The organism is Streptomyces sp. NPDC045431 (genome assembly GCF_040646655.1).
Classification (GTDB): Bacteria; Actinomycetota; Actinomycetes; order Streptomycetales; family Streptomycetaceae; genus Streptomyces.
This window is the reverse complement of sequence record NZ_JBEZAQ010000005.1, coordinates 153,470-178,556: the sequence shown is the minus strand read 5'-3', so window position 1 is coordinate 178,556 and position 25,087 is coordinate 153,470. Positions and strand designations below refer to the sequence as shown.

19 protein-coding genes are annotated in these 25,087 nt (G+C 73.4%); 9 read left to right on the top strand and 10 right to left on the bottom strand.

The genetic code is table 11. From position 1 onward, the window contains the following. Positions 1-67: 67 nt before the first annotated feature. Together AB0A69_RS14465 and AB0A69_RS14460 are read left to right on the top strand one after the other, a co-directional pair. Positions 68-859, top strand: coding sequence for a metal-dependent hydrolase (locus AB0A69_RS14465; RefSeq protein WP_361420286.1), 792 nt, complete (start codon positions 68-70; stop codon positions 857-859). Between the two features lie 68 nt (positions 860-927). Next, entirely contained in the window at positions 928-2,880 is a 1,953-nt protein-coding gene (locus AB0A69_RS14460; protein ID WP_361420283.1) for an FAD-dependent oxidoreductase, read from the top strand. A 102-nt stretch (positions 2,881-2,982) separates the two neighbouring features. Here AB0A69_RS14460 and AB0A69_RS14455 read toward each other — a convergent pair whose 3' ends face one another. Together AB0A69_RS14455 and AB0A69_RS14450 are read right to left on the bottom strand one after the other, a co-directional pair. After that, positions 2,983-4,764, bottom strand: a complete 1,782-nt coding sequence (locus AB0A69_RS14455) for an ABC transporter ATP-binding protein (protein ID WP_361420280.1) — start codon at positions 4,762-4,764, stop codon at positions 2,983-2,985. Then, positions 4,761-6,563, bottom strand: a complete 1,803-nt coding sequence (locus AB0A69_RS14450; protein WP_361420277.1) for an ABC transporter ATP-binding protein — start codon at positions 6,561-6,563, stop codon at positions 4,761-4,763. The genes AB0A69_RS14455 and AB0A69_RS14450 overlap by 4 nt, the downstream gene beginning before the upstream one ends. A gap of 161 nt (positions 6,564-6,724) precedes the next feature. Here AB0A69_RS14450 and AB0A69_RS14445 point away from each other — a divergent pair, with 161 nt between their 5' ends. Then, positions 6,725-8,353: a peptide-N4-asparagine amidase gene (locus AB0A69_RS14445; protein ID WP_361420274.1), complete on the top strand. Its 1,629-nt coding sequence runs from the start codon at positions 6,725-6,727 to the stop codon at positions 8,351-8,353. Between the two features lie 51 nt (positions 8,354-8,404). Here AB0A69_RS14445 and AB0A69_RS14440 read toward each other — a convergent pair whose 3' ends face one another. From AB0A69_RS14440 to AB0A69_RS14430, 3 genes are all read right to left on the bottom strand, one after another. Then, positions 8,405-9,817, bottom strand: a complete 1,413-nt coding sequence (locus AB0A69_RS14440; protein WP_361420272.1) for a Gfo/Idh/MocA family oxidoreductase — start codon at positions 9,815-9,817, stop codon at positions 8,405-8,407. Positions 9,818-9,990: 173 nt separating this feature from the next. Further along, complete coding sequence (locus AB0A69_RS14435; protein WP_361420269.1) at positions 9,991-12,921, bottom strand: FAD-binding and (Fe-S)-binding domain-containing protein; 2,931 nt, start codon at positions 12,919-12,921, stop codon at positions 9,991-9,993. Between the two features lie 30 nt (positions 12,922-12,951). Further along, positions 12,952-13,404 carry a MarR family transcriptional regulator gene (locus AB0A69_RS14430; protein WP_355365265.1) on the bottom strand — a complete coding sequence of 151 codons (453 nt, stop codon included), beginning with the start codon at positions 13,402-13,404 and terminating at the stop codon, positions 12,952-12,954. A gap of 435 nt (positions 13,405-13,839) precedes the next feature. Between AB0A69_RS14430 and AB0A69_RS14425 the strand changes: the two genes are divergently transcribed. Together AB0A69_RS14425 and mltG are read left to right on the top strand one after the other, a co-directional pair. After that, complete coding sequence (locus AB0A69_RS14425; RefSeq protein ID WP_361420266.1) at positions 13,840-15,648, top strand: ABC transporter ATP-binding protein; 1,809 nt, start codon at positions 13,840-13,842, stop codon at positions 15,646-15,648. A 388-nt stretch (positions 15,649-16,036) separates the two neighbouring features. Further along, positions 16,037-16,897 (top strand): endolytic transglycosylase MltG, encoded by an 861-nt coding sequence (mltG, locus tag AB0A69_RS14420; RefSeq protein ID WP_361420263.1) that lies wholly within the window; start codon positions 16,037-16,039, stop codon positions 16,895-16,897. Between the two features lie 3 nt (positions 16,898-16,900). Here mltG and AB0A69_RS14415 read toward each other — a convergent pair whose 3' ends face one another. Both AB0A69_RS14415 and AB0A69_RS14410 read right to left on the bottom strand, forming a co-directional pair. Next, the gene (locus AB0A69_RS14415; protein WP_361420260.1) at positions 16,901-18,040 is read right to left on the bottom strand and encodes an NAD(P)-binding domain-containing protein; all 1,140 of its coding nucleotides are present in this window, start codon (positions 18,038-18,040) and stop codon (positions 16,901-16,903) included. Positions 18,041-18,086: 46 nt separating this feature from the next. Further along, positions 18,087-19,274 (bottom strand): FAD-binding oxidoreductase, encoded by a 1,188-nt coding sequence (locus tag AB0A69_RS14410; RefSeq protein ID WP_361420257.1) that lies wholly within the window; start codon positions 19,272-19,274, stop codon positions 18,087-18,089. A 76-nt stretch (positions 19,275-19,350) separates the two neighbouring features. On the opposite strand from AB0A69_RS14410, the gene AB0A69_RS14405 reads away from it, so the two are divergent. Then, positions 19,351-19,773 carry a secondary thiamine-phosphate synthase enzyme YjbQ gene (locus tag AB0A69_RS14405; protein WP_361420254.1) on the top strand — a complete coding sequence of 141 codons (423 nt, stop codon included), beginning with the start codon at positions 19,351-19,353 and terminating at the stop codon, positions 19,771-19,773. 14 nt (positions 19,774-19,787) lie between these two features. Next, on the top strand, positions 19,788-19,973 hold the full coding sequence (locus tag AB0A69_RS14400; protein ID WP_361420252.1) for a hypothetical protein: 186 nt from the start codon (positions 19,788-19,790) through the stop codon (positions 19,971-19,973). A gap of 53 nt (positions 19,974-20,026) precedes the next feature. On the opposite strand, the gene AB0A69_RS14395 is transcribed toward AB0A69_RS14400, so the two are convergent. Then, a complete protein-coding gene (locus tag AB0A69_RS14395) occupies positions 20,027-21,004 on the bottom strand; it encodes an NAD(P)-dependent oxidoreductase (protein WP_361420249.1) in 978 nt (325 codons plus the stop codon). After that, positions 20,992-22,164 (bottom strand): lactate 2-monooxygenase, encoded by a 1,173-nt coding sequence (locus AB0A69_RS14390; protein WP_361420246.1) that lies wholly within the window; start codon positions 22,162-22,164, stop codon positions 20,992-20,994. Before AB0A69_RS14390 ends, AB0A69_RS14395 begins: the two co-directional genes overlap by 13 nt. A 203-nt stretch (positions 22,165-22,367) precedes the next feature. On the opposite strand from AB0A69_RS14390, the gene AB0A69_RS14385 reads away from it, so the two are divergent. Next, complete coding sequence (locus AB0A69_RS14385) at positions 22,368-23,654, top strand: bifunctional GNAT family N-acetyltransferase/ATP-binding protein (RefSeq protein ID WP_361420243.1); 1,287 nt, start codon at positions 22,368-22,370, stop codon at positions 23,652-23,654. A gap of 50 nt (positions 23,655-23,704) precedes the next feature. Here the strand turns inward: AB0A69_RS14385 and AB0A69_RS14380 are convergent, their stop codons facing one another. After that, positions 23,705-24,298 carry a DinB family protein gene (locus AB0A69_RS14380; RefSeq protein WP_361420240.1) on the bottom strand — a complete coding sequence of 198 codons (594 nt, stop codon included), beginning with the start codon at positions 24,296-24,298 and terminating at the stop codon, positions 23,705-23,707. Positions 24,299-24,573: 275 nt separating this feature from the next. Between AB0A69_RS14380 and AB0A69_RS14375 the strand changes: the two genes are divergently transcribed. Then, the gene (locus AB0A69_RS14375) at positions 24,574-25,062 is read left to right on the top strand and encodes a DUF6882 domain-containing protein (protein ID WP_361420237.1); all 489 of its coding nucleotides are present in this window, start codon (positions 24,574-24,576) and stop codon (positions 25,060-25,062) included. Positions 25,063-25,087: the final 25 nt, after the last annotated feature.

Below are 25,087 nucleotides of genomic sequence, written 5' to 3'. Positions count from 1 at the left end.
CACAGAGCGATACCCTGTCCCGTCAACGGGGGCGCACGACAGATCCAAACGGGGCGGGGAAACGCACATGATGGGACCGGCACACTCACTCTCCGGCGCGGCCGCGTGGCTGGGGGTGGGGGCCGCGACCGCCGCGGCCGGGCATCCGATGCCCTGGCCGGTGCTCGTCGTCGGCGCCCTGATCTGCGCCGGAGCGGCCCTCGCGCCCGACCTCGACCACAAGTCGGCGACCATTTCGCGCGCCTTCGGCCCGATCTCGCGCGGGCTGTGCGAGATCGTCGACAAGCTGTCGTACGCCGTCTACAAGGCCACCAAGACGCGGGCCGACGCCCGCCGCAGCGGCGGCCACCGCACCCTCACGCACACCTGGGTGTGGGCGGTGCTGTGCGGCGCGGGGGCGTCCGCGCTGGCCGTCACCTGCGACCGTTGGGCGGTCCTCGCCATCCTCTTCGTCCACCTGGTGCTCGCCGTCGAGGGCCTGCTGTGGCGGGCCGCCCGCATGTCCAGCGACGTCCTGGTGTGGCTGCTGGGCGCCACCAGCGCCTGGATCCTCGCGGGCATCCTGGACAAGCCCGGCTACGGCTCGAACTGGCTCTTCACGGAGCCCGGCATGGACTACCTGTGGCTGGGCCTGCCCATCGTGCTCGGCGCCCTCGTCCACGACATCGGCGACGCCCTGACCGTCTCGGGCTGCCCGATCCTGTGGCCGATCCCCGTCAAGGGCAAGCGCTGGTACGCGCTGGGGCCGCCGAAGGGGATGCGGTTCCGCGCGGGCAGCTGGGTGGAGCTCAAGGTGCTGATGCCGGCGTTCATGCTGCTGGGCGGGGTGGGCGGCGCGTCGGCGCTGAACTTCATCTGATCGTCCCGTTCGGGTGAAAGGGGTGCGAAGCCCCGTCGTGGACCCCCAAGATCCGCTTTCTTCTGATCATGGATTCCCCACACCTGACACGCCGTCAGCTGACCGCCGCCGCCTCCACGGCCGCCGCCACCACCCTGCTCCCCGCCTCACCCGCCACGGCCGCACCGGTCACCCCGGCCGTCCAGGCGCCGGCGGCCGCCGCGCCCCGCTCCACCGCCGACCGGCAGACCTGCCTCGCCGTCGCCCGCGCCCTCCTCGTACTCGACGAGGACGACAAGCCCCTGGTCCCGCGGTACGAGAAGATCCTGCTCGGTGACGGACTGCCCAAGGGTGCGTCGGGACGCAAGAAGGTGCTGGTCCTCGGCGCCGGACCGGCCGGCATGGTCGCGGCCCACCTGCTCAAGCGCGCGGGCCACGACGTCACCGTCATCGAGGCCAACGGCAACCGCGCCGGCGGCCGCATCAAGACCTTCCGCACCGGCGGTCACGAGGACGCCGCCCAGGCCTTCGCCGATCCGAAGCAGTACGCTGAGGCCGGCGCCATGCGCATCCCCGGCAGCCACCCGCTCGTCATCGGCCTGATCGACCGGCTCGGCATCGAGCGGCGGCCCTTCCGCTACGTCGACACCGACCCGGGCGGCACACCCCGCTACCGCACCTGGATCAGCGTCAACGGCATCAGGGCCCGCCGCGCCGACTACGCCAAGGACCCCCGGGCGATCAACCGCTCCTTCGGCGTACCGAAGAAGTACGAGGACGTCCCGGCGGCCGTCATCGTGCGCCGTGCCCTCGACCCCGTGCGGGACGAGTACAGCACGCTGCGCCCCGACGGCACCCGGGCCGACAAGCCGATGCCGGAGCTGCTCGAGGGCTGGGCCCGGGTCGTCCAGCGGTTCGGCGACTGGTCGATGTACCGGTTCCTGACCGAGTACGCGGGGCTCGACACCCGCACCATCGACCTCATCGGAACCCTGGAGAACATGACCTCCAGGCTGCCGCTCTCCTTCCTGCACAGCTTCATCAGCCAGGCGCTGATCAGCCCCGGCACCGCCTTCTACGAGCTGAACGGCGGCACCGCCGTCCTCGCCGACGCGCTCCTGGAGCAGGTCCGCGACGACGTCCGCTTCGACCGCCGCGTCACCCGGATCGAGACCCGGGACGAGGGGGAGCGCGTGGCCGTCGACACGGTCTCCGAGGGCCGGGGCGGCACGGTGGTCCACGAGCGGTTCACCGGGGACGCGGCGATCGTCACCATCCCCTTCTCCGGCTTCCGGCACGTCCAGGTCTCGCCCCCGCTGTCGTACGCCAAGCGCCGCGCCATCACCGAGGTGCACTACGACAGCGCCACCAAGGTGCTCCTCGAATTCAGCCGCCGCTGGTGGGAGTTCGACGAGGGCGACTGGCGCCGCGAACTGGACGCCATGGAGCCCGGGCTGTACGACCGGTACCGCAAGGGCCAGGTGGCGCAGGACGGGCGGCTGCTCGGCGCGCACCCCTCCGTCCCCCGGGGCCACCTCTCCGAGGACCAGCGCACGCACTACGCGGCGAACGCCTGGGTCTCCCGCGACCAGCCCGAGGCGGCCGGGGTCATCGGCGGCGGGTCGGTGACCGACAACCCGAACCGCTTCATGTTCAACCCCTCCCACCCCGTCCCCGGCAGCGCCGGCGGGGTCGTCCTCGCCTCCTACAGCTGGGCGGACGACGCCAGGCGCTGGGACGCCTACGACGACGAGGCCCGCTACGCGCTCGCCCTGCGCGGCATGCAGGAGGTGTACGGACAGCGGCTGGAGGTCTTCTTCACCGGCGTCGGCCGCACCCAGAGCTGGCAGCGCGACCCGTACGCCTACGGTGAGGCGTCCGTCCTGCTGCCCGGCCAGCACACCGAGATCCTGCTGGACATGCGCACCCAGGAGGGCCCGCTGCACTTCGCCGGCTGCCACACCTCGGTCAAGCCCGCCTGGATCGAAGGCGCCCTGGAGTCGGCCGTCCGCGCGGCCCTGGAGGTCCACGGCGCCCACTGACCGGTGGGGCCCGGGGCCCGGGACCCGGGGCCCGGGGCCCGGTTCGGGTCCGGGCCCCGCTCCTCATCGGCTGCATCAGCCGCATCGGCCGTAGTAGCCATGTCAGCCGTGCCAGGAGCGCCACAGCGCCGCGTACGCCCCGTCCGCCGCGACCAGCTCGTCATGGCTGCCGAACTCGCTGATCCGGCCGTCCTCGACGACCGCGATCACGTCCGCGTCGTGCGCCGTGTGCAGCCGGTGCGCGATCGCCACCACCGTCCGCCCGTCCAGCACCCGCGCCAGCGACCGCTCCAGGTGCCGGGCCGCGCGCGGGTCCAGCAGCGACGTCGCCTCGTCCAGCACCAGGGTGTGCGGGTCGGCCAGCACCAGGCGGGCCAGCGCGATCTGCTGGGCCTGCGCCGGGGTCAGGGCCAGCCCGCCGGAGCCGACCTCGGTGTCCAGGCCGTCCGCCAGGGCCCGCGCCCACGCCTCCGCGTCGACCGCCGCCAGCGCCGTCCACAGCTCCGCGTCCCGCGCCTCCGTCCGCGCGAGCCGCAGGTTGTCCCGGAGCGTGCCGACGAAGACGTGGTGCTCCTGGTTGACCAGCGCCACGTGCTCGCGGACCCGCTCGGCGGGCATCCTCGACAGCTCCGCCGCCCCCAGCGTGACGCGCCCCGCGCGCGGGGCGTAGATCCCCGCGAGCAGCCGGCCCAGCGTGGACTTGCCCGCGCCCGACGGGCCGACCAGGGCGAGGCGCGTGCCCGGTGCGACGTCCAGCGACACCCGGTGCAGCACGTCCACACCGTCCCGGTACCCGAAGCGCACGTCGTCCGCCCGCACCGCGCGCCCGTCGGGCCGTACGGCCGGGTCCCCGGCGTGCGGCTCGACCTCGCGCACGCCCACCAGCCGGGCCAGCGACACCTGCGCGACCTGGAGCTCGTCGTACCAGCGCAGGATGATCCCGACCGGCTCCACCAGCATCTGCGCCAGCAGCGCGCCCGTCGTCAGCTGGCCCACGTCCAGCCAGCCGCGCAGCACGAAGAACCCGCCGATCAGCAGTACCGAGGCGAGGATCGTGGTGTGCGTGACGCTGATCACCGGGAAGATCACGGACCGCAGGAAGAGCGTGTACCGCTCCCACGCCGTCCACTCCCGGATGCGCCGGTCGGACAGCGCGATCCGCCGCGCGCCCAGCCGGTGTGCCTCGACCGTGCGGCCCGCGTCGACCGTCTCGGCGAGCACCCCGGCGACCGCCGCGTACCCCGCCGCCTCCGAGCGGTACGCCGACGGCGCCCGCCGGAAGTACCAGCGGCAGCCCGCGATCAGCAGCGGCGCCGCCACCAGGATCGCGAGCGCCAGCGGCGGGGCCGTCACCGCGAGCCCGGCGATCAGCAGCCCCGCCCACACCACGCCGATGGCCAGCTGCGGGACCGCCTCGCGCATGGCGTTGGCGAGCCGGTCGATGTCGGTGGTGATCCGGGACAGCAGGTCGCCGGTCCCCGCCCGCTCCAGCACGCCGGGCGGCAGCCCCACCGACCGTACGAGGAAGTCCTCGCGCAGGTCGGCCAGCATCTCCTCGCCCAGCATCGCCCCGCGCAGCCGCACCAGCCGCACGAACACCGTCTGCACCACCAGCGCGACCACGAACACCGCGACGGTGACCGGCAGATGGAGCTCGCGCGTACCGGCGGCGAGCCGCTCCACCAGCGAACCGAGCAGGTACGGGCCGGCCATCGAGGCGATGACCGCGACCGCGTTGACGGCGACGAGCACCGCGAACGCCGTCCGGTGGCGGCGCAGCAGCTCCGCCACGTACGCGCGGACCGTCGCGGCACCGCCCACCGGCAGCGTCGTCGCGGTCTCGGGAGCCGCCGGGTCGTACGCCGGCGGTGCCATGCCGATCATGCCTTCTCCTCCACATCCACCAGCGCGTGTCCGGGCTCGGCCACGGGCGGTACGTCGTCGGTCTCGCGGGTGACGACCGCGCGGTACCGGGGCTCCGTGCGCAGCAGCTCGCGGTGCGTGCCCACCGCCACCGCCGCGCCCTCGTGGACCAGCACCACCCGGTCCGCCCGGTCCAGCAGCAGCGGGGACGACGCCAGCACCACCGTCGTACGCCCGGCGCGCAGCCGCGCGATCCCCGCCGCGACCCGCGCCTCGGTGTGCGAGTCCACCGCCGACGTCGGCTCGTCCAGCACCAGCACGCCCGGGTCGGTCACCAGCGAACGGGCCAGCGCCAGCCGCTGGCGCTGCCCACCGGAAAGCGACCGGCCGCGCTCGGTGATCCGCGTCCGCATCGGATCGCCGTCCGCGCCCACCGACGCCTGCGCGAGCGCGTCCAGCACATCACCGCACTCCGCCGCCGCCAGCGCCTCCCCGGCGCTCACCGCACCCGACGACGGCACGTCCAGCAGCTCCCGCAGCGTGCCGGAGAGCAGTACCGGGTCCTTGTCCTGGACGAGGACGAGGGCGCGCGCCCGGTCGAGCGGCAGCTCGTCCAGCGGGACCCCGCCGAGCAGCACCGAGGCATGGCCGTCGGTCTCCTCGGCCGGATGCCCCCCGAGCCGGTCGGCCAGCCGCCCGGCGGCGTCCGGATCGCCGCACACCACGGCGGTGAACAGCCCCTCGGGGGCGCGCAGCCCGGTCACCGGGTCGTAGAGATCGCCGCCCGGCGAGGCCCCGGCCCCGTGGGCGCCGGTGACCGTCGTCGTACGCGTCAGGGACAGCACGCGCGCCGCGCGTTTCGCGGAGGGCCGCGAGAAGGCGAACGCCATCGCGATCTCCTCCACCGTCCGCAGCGGGTAGTGGGTGAGGGTCACCGCGGCGTAGACGGTGACCAGTTCACCGACCGCGATCCGCCCGTCGAGGGCCAGCCGCGCGCCGTACAGCACCACACCGATCAGCAGCAGTCCCGGCAGCAGCACCTGGACCGCCGCGATCAGCGCCCACATGCGGGCGCTGCGCACCGCCGCCTTCCGGACCTCCTGGGACGCCTCGCGGTAGCGGCCGAGGAACAGCTCCTCGCCGCCGATGCCGCGCAGGACGCGGAGGCCCGCGACCGTGTCCGACGCCAGCTCGGTGGCGCGGCCGGCCTTCTCGCGCTGGACGTCCGCCCGCCGGGTGGCGCGCGGCAGCAGCGGCAGCGGCGCCAGCGCCAGCAGCGGGATGCCGATGGCCACGACGACGCCGAGCGCGGGCGCGTAGAAGACCAGGCCGACGCAGACCGCGACCAGCGTGAGCGCCGACGCGCCGAACCGCGACAGCACCTCCACGAACCAGCCGATCTTCTCGACGTCGCTGGTGGACACGGCGACGACCTCGCCGGCGGCGACGCGCCGGGTCAGCACCGCGCCGAGCTCGGCGGTCTTCCGGGACAGCAACTGCTGCACCCGGGCGGCAGCGGTGATCCAGTTGGTGACGGCGGTGCGGTGCTGCATGGTGTCGCCCACCGCGATGGCCGCGCCGAGCAGCGCCAGCAGCGCGCCCGCGCCCGCGAGCCGGTCCGCGGACCCGTCCACGACCGCCTGCACCGCGAGGCCCACGCCGATCGGGAGTCCGGCGATGCCGAGCTGGAGCACCAGGCCCCAGGCCAGGGACGCGAGCTGGCCGCCCAGCTGGTTGCGGCCCAGCCAGACGAGGAAACGCGTGCCCGACCTCACGTCGGGGTCACCTGGATCGGCGTACGGAAGGTGCTGAATCTGCATGACGTCCCAGGGATCTCGCGACGGGCGGCGGGGAAACCGTGCAAGGTTCGCCGTCCGGACGCGGGGTCGGCAATCGATTTTCCGGCAGGACGGAACGAAACGCGCCAAGGTCCACCGGGCTGTCTGGCGCACTCCCGTGACGCGCGCTTCACTCGCGGCCCATGAGACAACGGACAGTCATGAGCATGCTCAGCCTCACGGTCCGCGGCACCCTGCTGGCCGTCACGGCGGCGCTGCTCCCCTCCGCCCTCGCCCCCGCGGCCGCGGCGGAACAGCCGCAGCCCCCGGCCGAGTTCGGGACCGACTGGCACGATCCCGTCACCGCCGCCCCGCCCGTCCCGCGCCCCACCGGCGTCCGCTCCTGCGAAGTGCCCCTCGCCAAGGCGCAGTTCCGCGACTTCACCCCGTACCGGGGCGCCTACACGCCTCCGAAGGGCTGCGGCGACCGCTGGAGCGCGGTGGTCCTGCGGCTCGACGGCAGCGTGAAAGGACGGCAGTACGACCGCCTCGGCCACCTCACCGTCGGCGGCGTCGAGGTCTTCCGGACCTCCACCCCGCAGCCCTCCCCGGACGGCATCACCTGGTCGGTGGAGAAGGACATCACCCGTTACAGCGACACCCTGCGCCGCCCGGGCCCCGTCGAGATGCTCATCGGGAACGTCGTCGACGACACGTACACCGGCGTCCTCGACGTCACGGTGACGCTCACCTTCTACGCGCACCCCGCGTACGGCCCCGGCACCTCCACCGACGCCCCCGACCGGGTGATCCCGCTCGACACCCCGTCACCGGCGCTGCCGCGCAACGCCGAACGGATCCTCGCCGAGGTGTACGCCACCGGCTCCGGCGGCGGCTGCGAGGAGTACTGGTACCTGTCCGTCCCGGAGGCCGCCCCCTACTCCTGCAAGGCCGCCGAAGGCCCGCACCGCGAAGTGCGGATCAGCGTCGACGGACGCCTCGCGGGCATCGCCGCCCCCTTCCCCACGGTCTGGACGGGCGGCTGGTCCAACCCCTTCCTCTGGTACGTCACCCCCGCGCCGCGCGCCTTCGACATCAAGCCCGTCGTGTACGACCTGACACCGTTCGCCGCGCTGCTGAACGACGGGCGGCCGCACCGGATCGAGGTCACCGTCGCCGGGGTGCCCGCCGGCGCGCCCGGCTGGTCCACGCCCACCAACCTCCTGCTCTGGCAGGACGAAGGACGCGAGGTCGTCACCGGCGCGCTCACCCGCCACGTCACCGGCGCGCCCGCCAACTCCACGGCGTACACACCGGGCCGGGAGCACCGCCTCGCCACCGAGGCGGCGCACCGGCTCGACATCGCCGGGTACCTCGACACCTCGCACGGCCGCGTCGCCACCACCGTCACCCGGTCCCTCGCCCACACCTCCGTCCACCGCTGGACCGACGGCGAGACCACCGACGCGCTGACGGCCGGCTGGACGGACGACGAGACCGTCACCAGCGGCCGGACCGTCACCCGCACCCACCGCACCTACACCATGGACGGCGAGACGACGCTCGGCGCCGGCGACCGGCTGCGCACCGTCCTCACGCTCGGGGACCGCGCCGACACCCTCGTCCTGCGCGGCGGCGAGCGGACGGCCTGGACGCGCCTCGACGACACGTACACGGGCGACGCGACGTACACCGCCAACGTGCCGCGCGACCAGCGGCACGCGGTGGGCACCACCACCGAGCGCTACCGGCTGCACGGCTCGGCGGGCTGCTACGACCGCACCCTGACCGCCGTCCAGGGCACGCTGACGGTGGACCGCCGCCGCTGCTGAGGAGGCGGAACCGCGGGGCCCGCCGACGCCGGCGGGCCCCGCGGTTCCGCGTCACTCCGGCTTGACCGAATCCATTCCGGAGCGGGGCTTCCTCCACTCGCCCCGCGTGAAGTCCGGGATCTGCTGCGGCGCGCCCTTCGCCTTGATCGAGGCGTGGCTGAGCGGCACCGGCGCCGTCCAGGTCGCCCCGTCGTACACGTCGAAGTCCGGGACCAGCCCGAGCCTCATGCACTGCATGAGGCGGAAGACCATGAGGTAGTCCATGCCGCCGTGCCCGCCGGGCGGATTGGCGTGCTCCTTCCACAGCCAGTGGTCGAACTCCGCCGCGTACGCCGAGAAGTCGCCCCACTGGTGGCCCTTGTGGTCCGGCTCGACGTAGATGCGCGCCGGGTAGTCCTCGAAGACGCCCTTCGTCCCGCCCAGGCTGTTGATCCGGCTGTACGGATGCGGCGTCGACACGTCGTGCTCCAGCCGGATCACCCGGCCCTTCGCCGTCGTCACCATGCTGATCGTGCGATCGCTGCCGACGTACGTCTCCTTCCAGCTCGGGTCCCCGGGCGGCATGTTCGCCTCCCGGTACTCGGCCAGCCCGAGCGCCGGCGTACCGAAGCTGCTGATGCTGACGACCCGGTCGCCCCGGTTCACGTCCATGTAGTTGGCCACCGGCCCGAAGCCGTGGTTCGGGTACAGATCACCGCGCAGCCGCGTGTGCCACAGCCTGCGCCACGGGCCTTCGTAGTACGTGGGCGAGAACATCAGCTCCCGCAGGTCGTGGTTGTACGCGCCCGCGCCGTGCAGCAACTCCCCGAACACGCCGGCGTGCGCCATGCGCAGCACCCGCATCTCGTTCCTGCCGTAACAGCAGTTCTCCAGCTGCATGCAGTGGCGGCGGGTCCGCTCGGACAGGTCCACCAGCGCCCACAGCTCGTCCAGGCGCATCGCGAGGGGGCACTCGACGCCGACGTGCTTGCCCGCCAGCATCGCCGCCTTCGCCATCTCGAAGTGCGAGTCCCACGGGGTCGCCACATAGACGAAGTCGACGTCCCCGCGCGCACAGAGGTGGGCGTAGTCGTCCTCGCCCTTGGCGTAGACGGCCGGGGACGGCTGACCGGCCTTCACCACCTTGGCGGCCGCCTGCTCGGCCTTCGCCCTGACCGGGTCGCACACCGCCACCACCCGTACGCCGGGGAGGGCGAGGAACAGGTCGATCATGCTGCCGCCGCGGTTGCCGAGGCCGATGATCCCGACCCGTACGGTCGACCGCCGCTCGAAGGGCACGCCCGCCATGGTGCTGCCCTGGCGCCGGGGCGCCGGTACGTCCCCGGGCGTGTCGGCCGCGGCGGGGCCGCCGAGTGCGCCGAGGCCCAGCCCGGCGGCCCCCGCCACCCCCGCCACGCCCGCCGTGGTCCGCAGGACGGAGCGACGGCTGGGCGAGTCCTGGTTCCCGGGTGCTGCGTCGTTCATCGAACCTCCCGTACGTACGTGATGTGCGCGGATGGGTTCATGAATCCCGGGAAGGACCCTGGCGGTCGTGGCTCAGGGTGCGCAAGAGCGCGGATTGGACTCTTGGGACGAGCCCATGGACTCTCGTGCGCCCTCGCGGGCTCTCGCGGTCTTCGTGGAGGCGCGGGGCCGGTTCAGGGACGGGTCGCCCGCTCCAGTTCCTGGAGGGCTGAGTGGTAGCGGCGGCCCGTGGCGTGGTCCATGCCGATCTCGCACATGCGGTTGGCCGAGAGGTACGCGTCGAAGGGGCGGGCCGTCACCTCGGCCGCCTCGCGGGCCGTCGCCGACTCCGTCAGCTCGGGGTGCAGCATGCCGCGGTCGCCCGCGAAGGCGCAGCAGCCGGCGTCGTCCGGTACGTACACCTCCTCGGCACAGGCCGCGGCGAGCGCCGTCAGCCGGTCCTGGTCGCCGAGGTGGAGCATCGCGCAGGTGGGGTGGACCACGGCGGAGCGCGCCCGGCGGCGTACCTCCAGGCGCGGCAGCAGCTCGTCGGCGGCCCACACGACCGAGTCGAGGACCGTCAGCTCGCCGTGCAGCGCCCGGTTGCGGTCGGTGAGGTACGGCACCACGTCCCGGGCGAGCCCCAGCGTGCAGGAGGACGCGTCGACGACGAGCGGCAGGCGGCCTCCGGCGGTCCAGCCCCAGACGGCCTCCACGACGCGGTTCGCCATCACGCGCGCGCCCTCCTCGTACCCCTTGGAGTGCCAGATCGTGGCGCAGCAGGTGCCCGCCACGTCGTCCGGGATCCACACGGGCCGCCCGGCCCGCGCGGACAGCGCGACGACGGCCTGGGGGAGGGGGAGGAGAGGGTCCTCGAAGCCGTCGGGTGCGCCGAAGATCCGGTTCACACAGGCCGGGTAGTAGACGGCGGCCGCGCCGGTCCGTTCCGTACGCGGGAGACGGGCGCGGGCCGCGCCGGGGACCTCCGGCAGCCACTCGGGGACCAGGTCGGGCCGGATGACGCGGCGTGCCAGGCCCGCCACCGACGCGGTCAGCCGGTCGCCGGCCGCGTCCGCGGCCGACAGGGCGAGCCGGGCCGCCGCCTCCACCCCCTTGAAGTTGCGGGCGGCGAGCGCCGCCACCCGCTCCTCGCGCGCGGAGTGCCGCTCGTGGCGCAACCGCTTCATCAGGGCGCCGGTGTCGATGCCCACGGGGCAGGCGAGCTTGCAGACGGAGTCGCCCGCGCACGTGTCCACGGCGTCGTAGCCGTACGCCGCCGCCAGGCCGTCCTCGACCGGTGAGCCGGGGCTCTGCCGCATCATCTCGCGCCGCAGCACGATCCGCTGGCGGGGAGTGGTCGTCAGGTCGGCACTGGGGCAGGCCGGTTCGCAGAAGCCGCACTCGATGCACGGGTCGGCGAGCGCCTCCACCGTGGGGATCGTCTTCAGGCCGCGCAGATGGGCGCGCGGGTCGCGGTCCAGGACGATCCGCGGCGCGAGCACCCCCTCCGGGTCGATGGCCCGCTTCGTACGCCACATCAGCTCGGTGGCGGTCGGCCCCCACTCCCGCTCCAGGAACGGGGCGATGTTGCGCCCGGTGGCGTGCTCGGCCTTCAGGGAGCCGTCGAACCGCTCGACCGTCAGGGTGCAGAAGGCGTCCATGAAGGCGGCGTAGCGGTCGGTGTCGGCCGGGTCGGCCGCGTCGAAGGCCAGCAGGAAGTGGAGGTTGCCGTGGGCGGCGTGGCCCGCGACGGCCGCTTCGAAGCCGTGCTCCCGCTGGAGCGCGAGGAGCGCCTCGCACGCCTCGGCCAGGCGTGCCGGGGGGACGGCGAAGTCCTCGGTGATCAGGGTCGTACCGGGCGGACGGGAGCCGCCGACCGCCGTGACGAACGCCTTGCGCGCCTTCCAGTACCCGCCGATGGCCGCCGCGTCCCGGGTGAACCGGTTGGTCACCGACGCGACCGGCGCCACCAGCTCCAGACCCGCCAGCACCCGGTCGGCGGCCCGCTCGTACGCCGCCAGCGTCGCCCGGTCGGGCGCCCGGAACTCCACCAGCAGCGCGGTGGTCTCCCCGGGCAGCTCCGCCCAGTCGGCGGGCACCCCCGCCACGCTGACGGAGGCCCGCATGGCGTTGCCGTCCATCAGCTCGACGGCGACCGCGCCGGCCTCGGTGAACCGCGGCACGGCGGCCGCGGCGGCGGGCAGGGACGGGAAGAACAGCAGCGCGGTGGAGGCCTCGCGGTCGAGCGGCAGCGTGTCGAAGACGACCTCGGAGATGAAGCCGAAGGTGCCTTGGGATCCCACCATCAGCCCGCGCAGGATCTCGACGGGTGTCGAGCCGTCCAGGAAGGCGTCCAGCCGGTAGCCGTTGGTGTTCTTCAGCCGGTGTTTGGCGCGGATCCGGGCCGTCAGCTCCGTGTCGGCCTCGATCTCCGCCTTCAGCGCGAGGAGTTCCTCGCACAGCTTGGGCTCGGCGCGTGCCAGTTTCTCGTCGGCGGCCGGGTCGCCGGTGTCGACGACCGTCCCGGAGGGCAGGACGACGGTGAGCGAGGAGACCGTGCGGTACGAGTTCCGCTCGGTACCGGCGGTCATGCCGGAGGCGTTGTTCGCCACGACACCGCCGACGGTGCAGGCGGCGGCGCTCGCCGGGTCGGGACCGAGCACCCGGCCGTACCGGGCGAGGGTGGCGTTGGCCCGGGCGACGACGGTGCCGGGCCGGATGCGGGCGCGGGCGCCGCCGTCCAGCACCTCGACGCCCACCCAGTGCTTGCGCACGTCGACCAGGATGTCCTCGCCCTGCGCCTGGCCGTTGAGGCTGGTGCCGGCGGCCCGGAAGACCACCTCGCGGCCCTTGTCGTGGGCGTACGCCAGGAGGGCGGCGATGTCGTCGGTGGTCTCGGCGACCACGACGATCTGCGGCACGAAGCGGTAGGGGCTGGCGTCCGACGCGTACCGCACGAGGTCGGAGACGCGCCACAGCACCTTGTCGGGGCCCAGGAGGGCGAGCAGCTCGTCCCGCAGCCGCCCGGGCGAACCGTGCGCCACCAGATCCGGTACGCGGTCGGGGGACGGTGTCCGCCGCACGCCGGGGCGCAGCCTGTCCGGGTTCGGCTCCAGCAACGGCATGTCACGGTCCCCTCGACGTCGGGCCTCGTCTCAGCAGCGCCGCCGCTCCGGCACCCCGTCGACGAGGGCGGACAGTAGGCCGCCGAGCACCTCGCGCTGTTCGGCGGTCAACGGAGCCAGGATGTCCTCTGCGGCCGCCCGGCGCGCGCTGCGCAGCCGCCGCAGCGTGTCCCGGCCGGTGTCGGTGAGCTCGATCCGTATCACCCGGCGGTTGTCCGGATCGGGGACGCGCCGGACCCGGCCGCTCGCCTCCAGGCCGTCGACCAGACTCGTCACGGCCCGGGGCACGACCTCCAGCCGGGCCGCGAGGTCCGCCATGCGGGGCGGGCGGTCGTAGTGCGCGACGATCCGCAGCAGCCGGGACTGGGCCGGGGTGATGGCGACGTCGGCCGACTCGAGCTGGCGCTGCTGGCTGCGGTGGAGCCGGCGGGTCAGGCGCAGCAGCTGCTCGGCCAGCAGGCCGTCGGCGTCGGGGGAGTTCATGACGGAAGACTATCAGGACTACGCTCATTGTGAAGGTAGGTAACAATGAGCTAAGCTCTGAATCGTTCGTGGTGTCGTCGCCCTCGTTCGTCGCCTCGTTCGTTGCTTCGTTCGTTGTGCCGTTCGCCGCGTCGTCGGTCGCCGTCGTCGGTCGCGCCGCGAGGGGACACCCGCGACGCGGGCGTGCCTGACACGGGCGCACCGGCGTCCATGTCGTCCGCGTGGGTGCCACCCACGTGGCCGTCCGGGCGCGCGTGCCCGCGGACGCACGTGCTCACGTACACGCGTGGCACGGACACGGTGTCGCGTGGACCCGCGCGTCACCGAAGTGCGCGACCGCCGACGTGCGCGTCGCCGACCCGTACGTCACCGACGTGCGCGTCACCCACCCGCGCGCCCGCCGAGCCCGGCGGCGCGCCCAGCCCGAAGGAGCCCATGCGCATCCACGCCGAGTCCACCTGGACACCACCGCCCCCCGATCCGGAACAACCGCCGGCCGAGATCCGGCGCATCCTCCGGCTCTTCCGTCCCTACCGCACCCGGCTCGCCGTCGTCGGGCTGCTCGTCGCGGCCTCGTCGCTCGTCTCCGTCGCCTCGCCGTTCCTGCTCCGCGAGATCCTCGACACCGCCATCCCGCAGGGCCGCACCGGACTGCTCACGCTGCTCGCGTTCGGCATGATCCTCACCGCCGTGGTGACGAGCGTCTTCGGCGTACTCCAGACGCTGATCTCCACGACGGTCGGCCAGCGCGTCATGCACGACCTGCGCACCGCCGTCTACGCCCAGCTCCAGCGCATGCCGCTCGCCTTCTTCACGCGCACGCGCACCGGCGAGGTCCAGTCCCGGATCGCCAACGACATCGGCGGCATGCAGGCCACCGTCACCTCCACCGCCACCTCCCTCGTCTCCAACCTCACCTCCGTCGTGGCCACCGTCGTCGCGATGCTCGCGCTGGACTGGCGGCTCACCGTCGTCTCCCTGCTGCTGCTTCCGCTGTTCGTGTGGATCAGCCGCCGCGTCGGCCGCGAGCGCAAGGCGATCACCACCCAGCGGCAGAAGCAGATGGCCGCGATGGCCGCCACGGTCACCGAGTCGCTCTCCGTCAGCGGCATCCTGCTCGGCCGCACCATGGGCCGCGCGGACTCCCTCACCCGCTCCTTCGCCGCCGAGTCCGAGCGGCTCGTCGACCTCGAAGTGCGCTCCTCCATGGCCGGGCGGTGGCGGATGTCCACTATCGGCATCGTCATGGCCGCCATGCCCGCGCTGCTCTACTGGGCCGCAGGACTCGCGCTCCAGGCCGGCGGCGCCGCCCTCTCCATCGGCACGCTCGTCGCCTTCGTCTCGCTCCAGCAGGGCCTGTTCCGGCCCGCCGTCAGCCTGCTCTCCACGGGCGTCGAGATCCAGACCTCCCTCGCGCTCTTCCAGCGCATCTTCGAGTACCTCGACCTGCCGGTCGACATCACCGAGCCGGAGAAGCCGGTCCGCCTCGACACGATCCGCGGCGAGGTCCGCTTCGAAGACGTCGACTTCCGGTACGACGAGAAGAGCGGCGAGACGCTCCACGGCATCGACATCACCGTCCCGGCGGGCGGCAGCCTCGCCGTCGTCGGCCCCACCGGCTCCGGCAAGTCCACGCTCAGCTACCTGGTGCCCCGGCTCTACGACGTCACCGGCGGCCGCGTCACCCTCGACGGCGTCGACGTACGCGACCTGGACTTCGACAGCCTCGCCCGGGCCGTCGGCGTCGTCTCCCAGGAGACCTACCTCTTCCACGCGTCCGTCGCCGACAACCTGCGCTTCGCCCGGCCCGACGCCACCGACGAGGAGATCCAGGCAGCCGCACGAGCGGCCCAGATCCACGACCACATCGCCTCCCTGCCGGACGGGTACGACACCCTCGTCGGCGAGCGCGGGTACCGCTTCTCCGGCGGCGAGAAACAGCGCCTCGCCATCGCCCGCACCATCCTGCGCGACCCGCCGGTCCTCATCCTCGACGAGGCGACCAGCGCCCTCGACACCGGCACCGAACACGCGGTGCAGCAGGCGATCGACGCGCTCTCGGCCGGCCGCACCACCATCACCATCGCGCACCGGCTCTCCACCGTCCGGGACGCCGACGAAATCGTCGTCCTCGACGCCGGCCGCATCGCGGAACGCGGCACCCACGACCACCTCCTCGCCCTGGACGGCCGGTACGCCGCGCTCGTCCGCGGCGACGCGGAACTCGCCCCGGCAACGCCATGACCCCCGGCGCCCCTACGCCCGCACACACGGAAGCGCCGCCGCTCCCGTGGGACGGGGGAGCGGCGGCGCCGGGTCGAGCGATCGTCAGACGAGCCAGCCCACGAAGTGGATGAAACCGGCCAGCAGATCGGTGAGCACGTTCATGATGGTGCGTTCTCCTTGTGCTTCGTGCATGTGTGGGACGACGCAACCGAGGTCTGCAGCCCGTCGCTTGCGCACCGTAAGCATCATGCGCCGCAGCCGGGTTCCGCCCGGAAACCGGATGCGATCACACGTTCAGGCGAACATCCGATCCTGCGTTCGCGTGTTCAGGGCCGACTCGGTGGTCGACGTGTCGGGGCGCGGCCGGCTGCCGGATTCGGCGTACGGCCCGGGTTAGCGTGCCCGCATGGTGAACGAGTCCCCGCAGGGCACGCCCCGGCGCAGGTCCCGGATGACCCGCCGGGGCAAGCTGTCCCTCGCCGCAGGTCTGGTGGTCGCCACGGCCGCCGCGGTGCTGGTGCCGTTGCTGCTGCTCAGAGGCGAGGCCCCGGCCCCACCGCCGCCCGAGAAGCCGAGGATGCTCCTCATCCCCGAGGGCTGGCGGGCCACCCAGGTGTACGCCGCCGTCGACAAGGCGCTCAAAGCCCCGCCCGGCACCACGCGGAAGGTCGCCGAGAGCGGCAGGCTCAAGCTGCCGACCGACGCACAGGGCAACCCCGAGGGGTTCCTCTTCCCGGCCACGTACCCCGTGTACAAGAAGACGACCGCGCGCGGCCTGCTGGACTACATGGTGCGCACCGCGCACGAACGGTTCGGGGCCGACCGCGTCAGCGTGGGCGCGCAGCGCAACGGCGTGAGCCTCTACCAGACGGTCACCATCGCCAGCATCGTGCAGGCCGAGGCCGACACCGTGGAGGACATGGGCAAGGTGGCGCGAGTGATCTACAACCGGCTCGCGCAGGGCATGGCCCTCCAGATGGACTCCACCCTCAACTACGCGCTGGGCCGCTCCACCCTCGACACCTCGCACGCGGACACCCGGACGGAGAGCCCGTACAACACCTACAACCGCCAGGGCCTCCCGCCCACCCCCATCGACAACCCGGGCGAGCAGGCGATGGACGCGGCGATCAATCCGCCATCCGGCGACTGGCTGTACTTCGTGACCGTCCGCTCCGGTGACACGCGCTTCACCGCCGACTACGCCGAGCACCAGCGGAACGTGCAGGAGTTCAACGAGGCCCGGAGGACAGCGGCGGCGAGCTGACGCTCACGCGGAGACCCGGTCGGGCGCGCGGCCCGGGACGGCGCGTGGCGCCGGCACCCGCACCGGTGCGCGCTCGCCGGAGCGTTCCAGCAGGCGCCCGATGTCCCGCACGGCGGCCCGCCCGGCCCGGTTGGCGCCGATGGTCGACGCCGACGGCCCGTACCCGACCAGGTGCACGCGCTCGTCGCGTACCGCACGGGTGCCCTCCAGACGGATGCCGCCACCCGGCTCACGCAGCCGCAGCGGCGCGAGGTGGTCGATGGCGGCCCGGAAACCGGTCGCCCACAGAATGACGTCCGCGTCGACCGTCCGCCCGTCCTCCCAGGCCACGCCCGTCGGCGTGATCCGGTCGAACATCGGCAGCCGGTCCAGGACCCCGCGTTCCCTGGCCCGCCGGACGGCGTCGGTCACCGGCAGCCCCGTCACGCTGACCACGCTCTGCGGCGGCAGTCCGCGCCGTACCCGCTCCTCCACCAGCGCGACCGCCGCCCGGCCCTCCGCCTCGCCGAACGGACCCTCGCGCCACACCGGCTCCCGGCGCGTCACCCAGGTCGTCTCCGCCGCGACGTCCGCTATCTCCATCAGGTGCTGCGTGCCGGAGGCCCCGCCGCCCACCACGATCACCCGCAGACCCGCGAACCCCTCCGGCCCCGGGTAGTCCGCGGTGTGCAGCTGCCGCCCCCGGAAGGTCTCCTGGCCGGGGTAGCGCGGCCAGAAGGGCCGGTCCCAGGTCCCGGTTGCGTTGATCAGGGCGCGCGTCGCGTACGTCCCCTCCGAGGTCTCGACCAGCAGCAGGCCGCCCTCGCCGCCGTCCCGCACCGCCGCCACCTCGACCGGGCGGCGCACGCGCAGGTCGAACCTCTCCTCGTACCGCGCGAAGTACCCGCCGATCACCTCCGACGACGGACGCCCGTCATCGGCGCCGGTCAGCTCCATGCCGGGCAGCTGGTGCATGCCGTGCACCTTGCCGTACGTCAGCGAGGGCCAGCGGAACTGCCACGCGCCGCCGGGGCGCGGAGCGTGATCCAGGACGACGAAGTCCCGGCCCGGCTCCAGCCCGGTGCGGCGCAGGTGGTACGCGGCGGAGAGCCCGGCCTGTCCCGCGCCGACGACGACCACGTCGTACACCCGGAAATCGTTCACCTTTCCACTAACCAAGGGAGGCGTGTGCATCTTCCCCTCCACCGGGTCAGATGATGTGCGCCTCCGCGCGGGCCCCGGACGCGGTGCCGTCGAAGCGGTCGGCGGCGAGCGGAGCGACATCGACGAACGGCGTCCTGCCGAGGTACAGGTCCCGCACCACCTCCCCGACCGCCGGTGCCATCAGGAAGCCGTGCCCGGAGAACCCCGTCGCGTACAGGAACCGGCTGACGCCGCGCGCCTCACCGATCAGCGCGTCGCGGTCGGGCGTCATCTCGTACAGGCCCGCCCAGCCGCCGCGTACCGGCACGTCCGCGAGCGCGGGGGCGCGCCGGGCGGCGGCCTCCCGGAAGAGGTCCAGCCACTCCTCGCTGAACTCCCGCCCGAAGCCGGGCTCCTGACGGGGATCGGACAGCCCGAGTACGAGACCGCCCGCGCCGTCGCCGTGGAAGTACAGCGTGGAGCCGTAGTCCAGGGTGAACGGCACCCGCGACGGCGCCGGGTCCAGCGGCCCGGTGAGGGCGATCTGCCGGCGCAGCGGCGTGACCGGCAGCTCCACCCCCGCCATCGCGCCCACCTCCCCGGACCAGGCCCCGGCCGCGCAGACCACCACCCCGGTACGCACGGTCCCGGCGCTGGTGCGCACCGCGCGGACGGCCCCGCCGGAGGTCTCGATCCCGGTGACGGCGCACCGGCTCCGTACGGTCGCGCCGAGCGACGCGGCGGCCCGCAGGTAACCGCGGACGGCGGCACCGGGCAGCGCGTACCCGTCGGCGGGGGAGTGGGCGGCGGCCACGAACGACGACGGATCGACGTACGGGCACAGCCCGTGCGCCTCGCGCGGGCTCAGCAGCCGGCTCGGCACGCCGTACGCGTGCTGCACCTCCATCGCCCGCCGGAAGGTCGAAACCTCGGCCTCGTCGGCCAGCAGGAACAGATAGCCGACGCTCTCCAGCCCCACCACCGCCCCGGGCCGCTCCCCGAACGCCCGCCACGCCGCGAGGCTGCGCTGCCCCAGCCGTACGTTCAGCGGATCGGAGAACTGCGCGCGCACCCCGCCGATCGGCTTCCCGGACGACCCGGACCCCGGCGCGTCCCGCTCCACGAGCAGCACCCGCCCGACCCCCGCCTCCGCGAGGTGGAACGCGACGCTCGCCCCGATGACCCCACCCCCGACCACCACGACATCGGCGGCCTCCGGCAGCGCCCCCTCGGCTGACACCCCGTCGATCTCCATACCCCCATGGTGGCGACTGACGACTCGTCACGTCGACGGCACCGCACGGCGTGCCGCGCGGTGACACCATGGACGCATGAGCGACGCATTCACCACCCGTACGCTGCGGATCACCACCGGCCCCAAGGAGACGGTCCACGACCTGACCGGCGACTGCGCGTCCTTCCTGCGGGAGGTCGCGGCGGGCCGGGACGGCCTGCTGAACGTCTTCACACCGCACGCCACCACCGGTGTGGCCATCCTGGAGACCGGCTCCGGCAGCGACCACGACCTCCTGGCCGCCCTCCACACCCTCCTCCCGGCCGACGACCGCTGGCAGCACCGCCACGGCAGCCCCGGCCACGGCCGCGACCACGTCCTCCCCGCCCTGGTGCCCCCGCACGCGACGATCCCGGTCATCGACGGCGAGATGGCGCTGGGCACCTGGCAGTCGGTGTGCGTGGTCGACACGAACAAGGACAACCCGGACCGGCAGGTGCGGCTGTCGTTTCTCGGCTAGGGGGAAACGCCATCGTGAACGGATGGATGTCGTACGCGGCAATCGCCGTCGGCATGGTGCTGCTCGCCCTCTACCTCACCGACACCCTCACCACCGTCCCCTACTCGATCTTCGCCGTCCTGTCGGGAACGGCTCTCATCGTCGACGGATGCCGCGGACTGCTTCGTTCCGGACGCTTCAGGAATTCCCGCAGTCGGTAGAAGTCGGCAGAAGTGTCGGTTGAGCCGGTAGGGGGCAGCAGGCGGGCGTGGCCTCACGACACCACATCCCGCGGCGGCTTCCCCGCCACGTAGGCGGTGACGTTCTCGACCGCGGCCAGGGCGATGCGGACCAGCGTCTCGCGCGTGACGCCGCCCACGTGCGGGGAGAGCACCACGTTCGGGGCCTTCAGCAACCGCAGGGTCGACGGCGGCGGTTCCGGGTCGAAGACGTCGAGGCCCGCGCCGGCGAGGGTGCCGGATGCGAGGGCGTCCGCGAGGGCCTCCTGGTCGATGAGGGCGCCGCGGGCGGTGTTGACGACGAAGGCGGTCGGCCTGAGGAGGGCCAGGCGGTCGGCGCCGAGGAGACGGCGGGTGGCGTCGGTGAGCGGGGCGTGGAGCGTGACGTAGTCGGAGGCGCGCAGCAGCTCGTCGAGGTCCGTGTGGCGGGCGCCGCCCGCGCGGGACTCCGCCTCCGGGGTGGCGCGCCGCGGGCCGGCGTACAGGACGCGCATGTCGAACGCGGCCGCGCGGCGGGCGACTTCCGTGCCGATGCGGCCGAGGCCGATGATGCCGAGGGTCTTGCCGGACAGTTCCGTGAGGGAGCGCTGGAGGCGCGGCAGCGCCCAGTCGCCGTCGACGAGGGCGGTGTGGGCGGGGATCAGCTGCTTGGCGAGGGCCAGCATGAGAGCGAAGGTCTGCTCGGCGACGTTCTGCTTCTCCGCGGCGCTGGAGCCGATCGTGGACACGGTGACGGCGCGCGCCCGGGCGGCTGCCACGTCGACGTAGTCGTAGCCGTGGCCGGCGCACTGGACCAGCTCCAGGCGCGGCGCGGCCGCCAGGTGGCCGGCGGTGACCGGGGCGAGGGCGGTGATCAGGACGTCGGCCTCGCGCAGCGCGACCGGGTCCTCGTCGGCCGTCTCGACGACGGTGACGCGGGCCTCGCCCGGGAACAGCCCGGCGAGCGCGGCACCGGCGGTGCGGCCGCCGACGTGGGACGGGACGACGGCAAGGACGTTCTTCACGGTGTCCACTCCTCGAAGAGGTCGTCGGGGCCCGGCGTGGTGGGCGTGGAGTGCCCGGACAGCGCCAGGGTCAGGTCCAGCTCGGCGAGCAGGCAGCGGATGACGTGCTCGACGCCCGCCTGGCCGTCGAGACCGAGCCCGTACGCGTACGGTCGCCCCACCAGCACCGCCCGGGCGCCCAGGGCGAGCGCCTTGAAGATGTCGTCGCCCGTGCGGACGCCGCTGTCGAACAGCACGGTCAGCCGGTCGCCGACCGCCTCCGCCACGCGCGGCAGGGCGTCGGCGGCGGCGACGGAACCGGCCACCTGGCGGCCGCCGTGGTTGGACACGACCACCCCGTCCACGCCCGCCCCGGCGGCGCGCCGGGCGTCGTCCGGGTGCAGGATGCCCTTCAGCACGATCGGCCCGTCCCAGTTCTCCCGGAGGAAGGCCAGGTCCGGCCAGGTCTTGGCGGGGTCGGCGAACATGCTCACGAAGTGCAGGACGGCGGCGTTCGGGTCCTCGTGCACCGGCTTGGCGAGACCGGCGAGGAACGCCGGATCGGTGAAGTAGTTGGCGGTTCCCACGCCGTGCAGGAACGGCAGGTACGCCTGGTCCAGGTCGCGCGGCCGCCACGCCAGCAGCGGCGTGTCCAGCGTGACGAACAGCGCGCTGAAGCCCGCGGCCTTCGCCCGGTCCAGGAAGGAGCGGGCGACCTCGCGGTCCTTGGGCCAGTACAGCTGGAACCACCGCTCCGCGTCGCCCATCGCCTCGGCGACCTGCTCCATCGGCGTGCTGGAGGCGGACGACAGGATGTACGGAACGCCGTGCGCGGCGGCCGCGCGGGCGGCGGCCGGCTCCGCGTCCGGATGCAGGATCGACAGGACGCCCACGGGCGCGAGCGCGAGCGGCGCGGGCAGTGTGCGGCCGAGGAGCCCGACGGACAGGTCCCGCTCGTGCACGTCGCGCAGCATGCGCGGCACGATCCGCCGGCGCTCCAGCGCCGCCCGGTTGGCGGCCGCGGTGCTGCCGTTGCCCGCGCTGCCGGCCACGTAACCGACCGGGCCGGGCCCGAGGCGCCGCTCGGTGAGCTCCTCGAGACGGGTGAGGTCGGTGGGCAGGCGCGGCACGGCGCCCTTCATGCCGTTCAGGTAGATCTCGTACTGGAAGTCCGCCCAGTGTTTCCCCATGCGCGCGTTCCACCCCTTCGCCCCGGCACCGTGTGTCCCCCGGATCCTCGCGAGTCGCGGCCCGCCGCGTCCACCACCTCGACGGAGTCCGTCCACCGACACGGCGGCGTACTCGGCGCCACGCGCTTGTGCAGACCGGCACAGGAGCCGGTCCGCCCACGCCCCCTAGCCTCGCCGGAACATCACGAACGAGGGGGTACCGCGTGAACTGGCTCATACACGACTACCGAGAGAGCGACCTCGCGGCGGTCGTCCACCTGATCGACACCACGGCCGAGCTCGGCCAGGAGTCCGTGTTCTCGCTCGCCGAGTGCATCGGCGCGCTGACCTCCCGCCAGCCGGCCGTCGTCGCCGTCCACCAGGGCGTGCCCATCGGCGCGGCGCTCGCCTGCGTGGCGGGGGAGCGCGCCTGGGTGATGCGGATCGCCATCGCGTCGGCCTGGCGCGGCCGGGGCCTGGCGAGCGCCCTCCTGGTCGAGCTGGAGCGGCGGCTCCTCGCCGCCCGGGTCGGCCGGATCGCCTACGTCCTGCCCGAGGAGGACCTCTTCGGCGAGGGCCTGATCAACGCCGGCTACACCCGGCGCCCGGCCGTCGCGTACTTCGAGAAGGTCGAGCCGCTGCACGGCCCCGCCGCCAACCTCCTGGAGGACCTGGGCGGGCGGTTCCTGCCCGCCGACCTGTGGGCCAAGGTGGCCGGCATGGAGCCGGAGAAGGACCTCATCGAGCGGCGCGTCGTGCTGCCGCTCGCCGAGCCGGAGCGCGCCGCCCGGCACGGGGTGCAGCCGCCGCGCGCCATCGCCCTCTTCGGACCGCCGGGAACGGGCAAGACCACCTTCGCCCGGGGCATCGCCTCCCGGCTGGGCTGGCCCTTCGTGGAGCTGCTGCCGTCCCGGCTGGCCGACGAGGGCAACCTGGCGGCGGCGCTGCGCAGCGCGTTCGCCCGCATCTCGGAGCTGGAGCGGGTGCTCGTCTTCATCGACGAGGTGGAGGAGATCGCACCCGTACGCACCGAGCCCGCGCAGCCCGGCGGGATGCACGGCGTGACCAACGAGCTGCTGAAGCTGATCCCCCGCTTCCGGGAGGGCGACGAGCGGCTGCTGGTCTGCGCGACCAACTCCATCCGCTCGCTGGACCCGGCGTTCCTGCGCCCGGGCCGCTTCGACTACCTGATCCCGATCGGTACGCCGGACAAGGAGGCGCGCACGGCGATCTGGTCGCGCTACACGCACGGCCGGGCCGACGTCGACGTGTCCGTCCTGGTGGCGGCGAGCGAGCTGTTCACACCCGCCGACATCGAACACGCGGCGCGGATCGCGGCCCAGGCCGCCTTCGAGCGGGACCTGCGCGGCGGCGCCGGCCAGGACCACGACCAGGCGCCGGGTGCGAGCACCGAGGACTATCTGGAGGCCATCGCCCAGTGCCGGCCCACGGTGACGCCCGCGATGATCGACCAGTTCCGCGCGGACATCACCTCCCACGCCCGGTTCTGACCGCGCGTACGGGAGCGCGCGTGGCGGTGGCGGACCGGGCCGATGCGCCGTCACCCGGCCCGGTCGGCCTCCCGCGCCGTGCGCTCCAGCCGGCCCCGGTACTCCTCCCACCACGCCGCGTCACCCGGTGCCATGCTGTCGTTGCCCTGCTTCACCCCCACGGCGCCGTCCAGGAGTTCGCGGAGGATGTCGGCGTGCCCGGCGTGCCGGTGCGTATCGGCCAGCACGCGCACCACGGCCTGATGCAGCGTCACCTCGTCCCGGTCGTCGGGCCACCACGGCACTCGGCCCACCGCGTCGAGCGGCAGCGCGTCGATCGTGGCGTCCGCGTGCGCCCACGCCCGGCGGTAGAGGTCCACGATCCACGCACGCGACTCGTCGGCGGTGGCCCACATGTCCCCGTTCGGCTCCGCGCCCTCGTCCAGCCAGGGCAGCGGCTCGCCCGACGGCCGCCCGAAGGTGTCTCCGAGGTAGCCCAGTTCCACGCCGGCCGCGTGCTTCACCAGGCCCAGGAGGTTGGTCCCGGTCGGCGTCAGAGGTCGGCGGACGTCGTACTCCGAAAGCCCTTCGAGCTTCCACAGCAAGGCGTCCCGCGCGGACTGGAGGGAGGCGCGGAGGTCGGTCTTGGCATCCGGTGCGGTCATGGGAGCAGTGTGCCCTCACGCTGGTCGCCAGGGAGTGTCTCGCCGATCTTGCCGGGCTCACGACGCTTCCTTCTCCGTCTTGCCAGCCACCCCCTCTGGCCCCGGGGGCCTGGGGAGACCAATGCAGTGGTCTCAACGTCGCACGCCGACGGCAGCCCCTGGAAGAGCTCAGGGCCAGCGCGGTCCTGCGCTCGCGGCATGAGGCTCGCCCCTTGTCACGCTCGGCTGGAAGGGGATGGGAGGATCTCGCCGACAGTTCTGCGCGAGGAGGCACGGTGGAGGACGGCACGCCGCACGACCATTCCGACTGGGATGAGGTGGTGCTCGCGGCTCGTGAGCGAGCCCGCCCACGGCAGGCCCTGATGGTTGAGCGCTACGGCCTGTCGGGGGATGTCCAGTACCACTGGTCACTCGACGACGCGCGGATCACGTGGTCCCGCAGGGGCAAGGCGTTTCTCACGGGACGACTCACGATGATCGGCAGTGTGAGCCTGCCCCAGCAGACCTGGCTCTGGGCCTGGGCCAATGAATCACTGCCGTCCGCAGTCCTGGGCGACATCGAGCAGGTGCGCCGTTTCGGAGAGACGAACGGTTTTCCGGTGCTGCCGTGGCCAGGATTCGACTACGACCCCGAACTCGTCGCCGAAGCACGCATGGTCGCAGCCTCGGTACTCGACGCAGAGGGCCTGTGGGCGGATTCCACGGACGACGCACAGCTGCATTTTGCGATCCACGACCTGAAGCCGGTCGCGGAAGCACCGTGATGGTCCTGACGCGCCGCATCGACCA

Excerpts from the sequence above, each read along its gene's own strand:
- AB0A69_RS14405 (WP_361420254.1), top strand. The coding sequence starts at position 19,351 with ATGAGCGACGCATTCACCACCCGTACGCTGCGGATCACCACCGGCCCC.
- AB0A69_RS14455 (WP_361420280.1), bottom strand. The coding sequence starts at position 4,764 with ATGATCGGCATGGCACCGCCGGCGTACGACCCGGCGGCTCCCGAGACC.
- AB0A69_RS14390 (WP_361420246.1), bottom strand. The coding sequence starts at position 22,164 with ATGGGGAAACACTGGGCGGACTTCCAGTACGAGATCTACCTGAACGGC.
- mltG (WP_361420263.1), top strand. The coding sequence starts at position 16,037 with ATGGTGAACGAGTCCCCGCAGGGCACGCCCCGGCGCAGGTCCCGGATG.
- AB0A69_RS14460 (WP_361420283.1), top strand. The coding sequence starts at position 928 with ATGGATTCCCCACACCTGACACGCCGTCAGCTGACCGCCGCCGCCTCC.
- AB0A69_RS14430 (WP_355365265.1), bottom strand. The coding sequence starts at position 13,404 with ATGAACTCCCCCGACGCCGACGGCCTGCTGGCCGAGCAGCTGCTGCGC.
- AB0A69_RS14450 (WP_361420277.1), bottom strand. The coding sequence starts at position 6,563 with ATGCAGATTCAGCACCTTCCGTACGCCGATCCAGGTGACCCCGACGTG.
- AB0A69_RS14435 (WP_361420269.1), bottom strand. The coding sequence starts at position 12,921 with ATGCCGTTGCTGGAGCCGAACCCGGACAGGCTGCGCCCCGGCGTGCGG.
- AB0A69_RS14445 (WP_361420274.1), top strand. The coding sequence starts at position 6,725 with ATGAGACAACGGACAGTCATGAGCATGCTCAGCCTCACGGTCCGCGGC.
- AB0A69_RS14425 (WP_361420266.1), top strand. The coding sequence starts at position 13,840 with ATGCGCATCCACGCCGAGTCCACCTGGACACCACCGCCCCCCGATCCG.
- AB0A69_RS14380 (WP_361420240.1), bottom strand. The coding sequence starts at position 24,298 with ATGACCGCACCGGATGCCAAGACCGACCTCCGCGCCTCCCTCCAGTCC.
- AB0A69_RS14410 (WP_361420257.1), bottom strand. The coding sequence starts at position 19,274 with ATGGAGATCGACGGGGTGTCAGCCGAGGGGGCGCTGCCGGAGGCCGCC.
- AB0A69_RS14465 (WP_361420286.1), top strand. The coding sequence starts at position 68 with ATGATGGGACCGGCACACTCACTCTCCGGCGCGGCCGCGTGGCTGGGG.
- AB0A69_RS14440 (WP_361420272.1), bottom strand. The coding sequence starts at position 9,817 with ATGAACGACGCAGCACCCGGGAACCAGGACTCGCCCAGCCGTCGCTCC.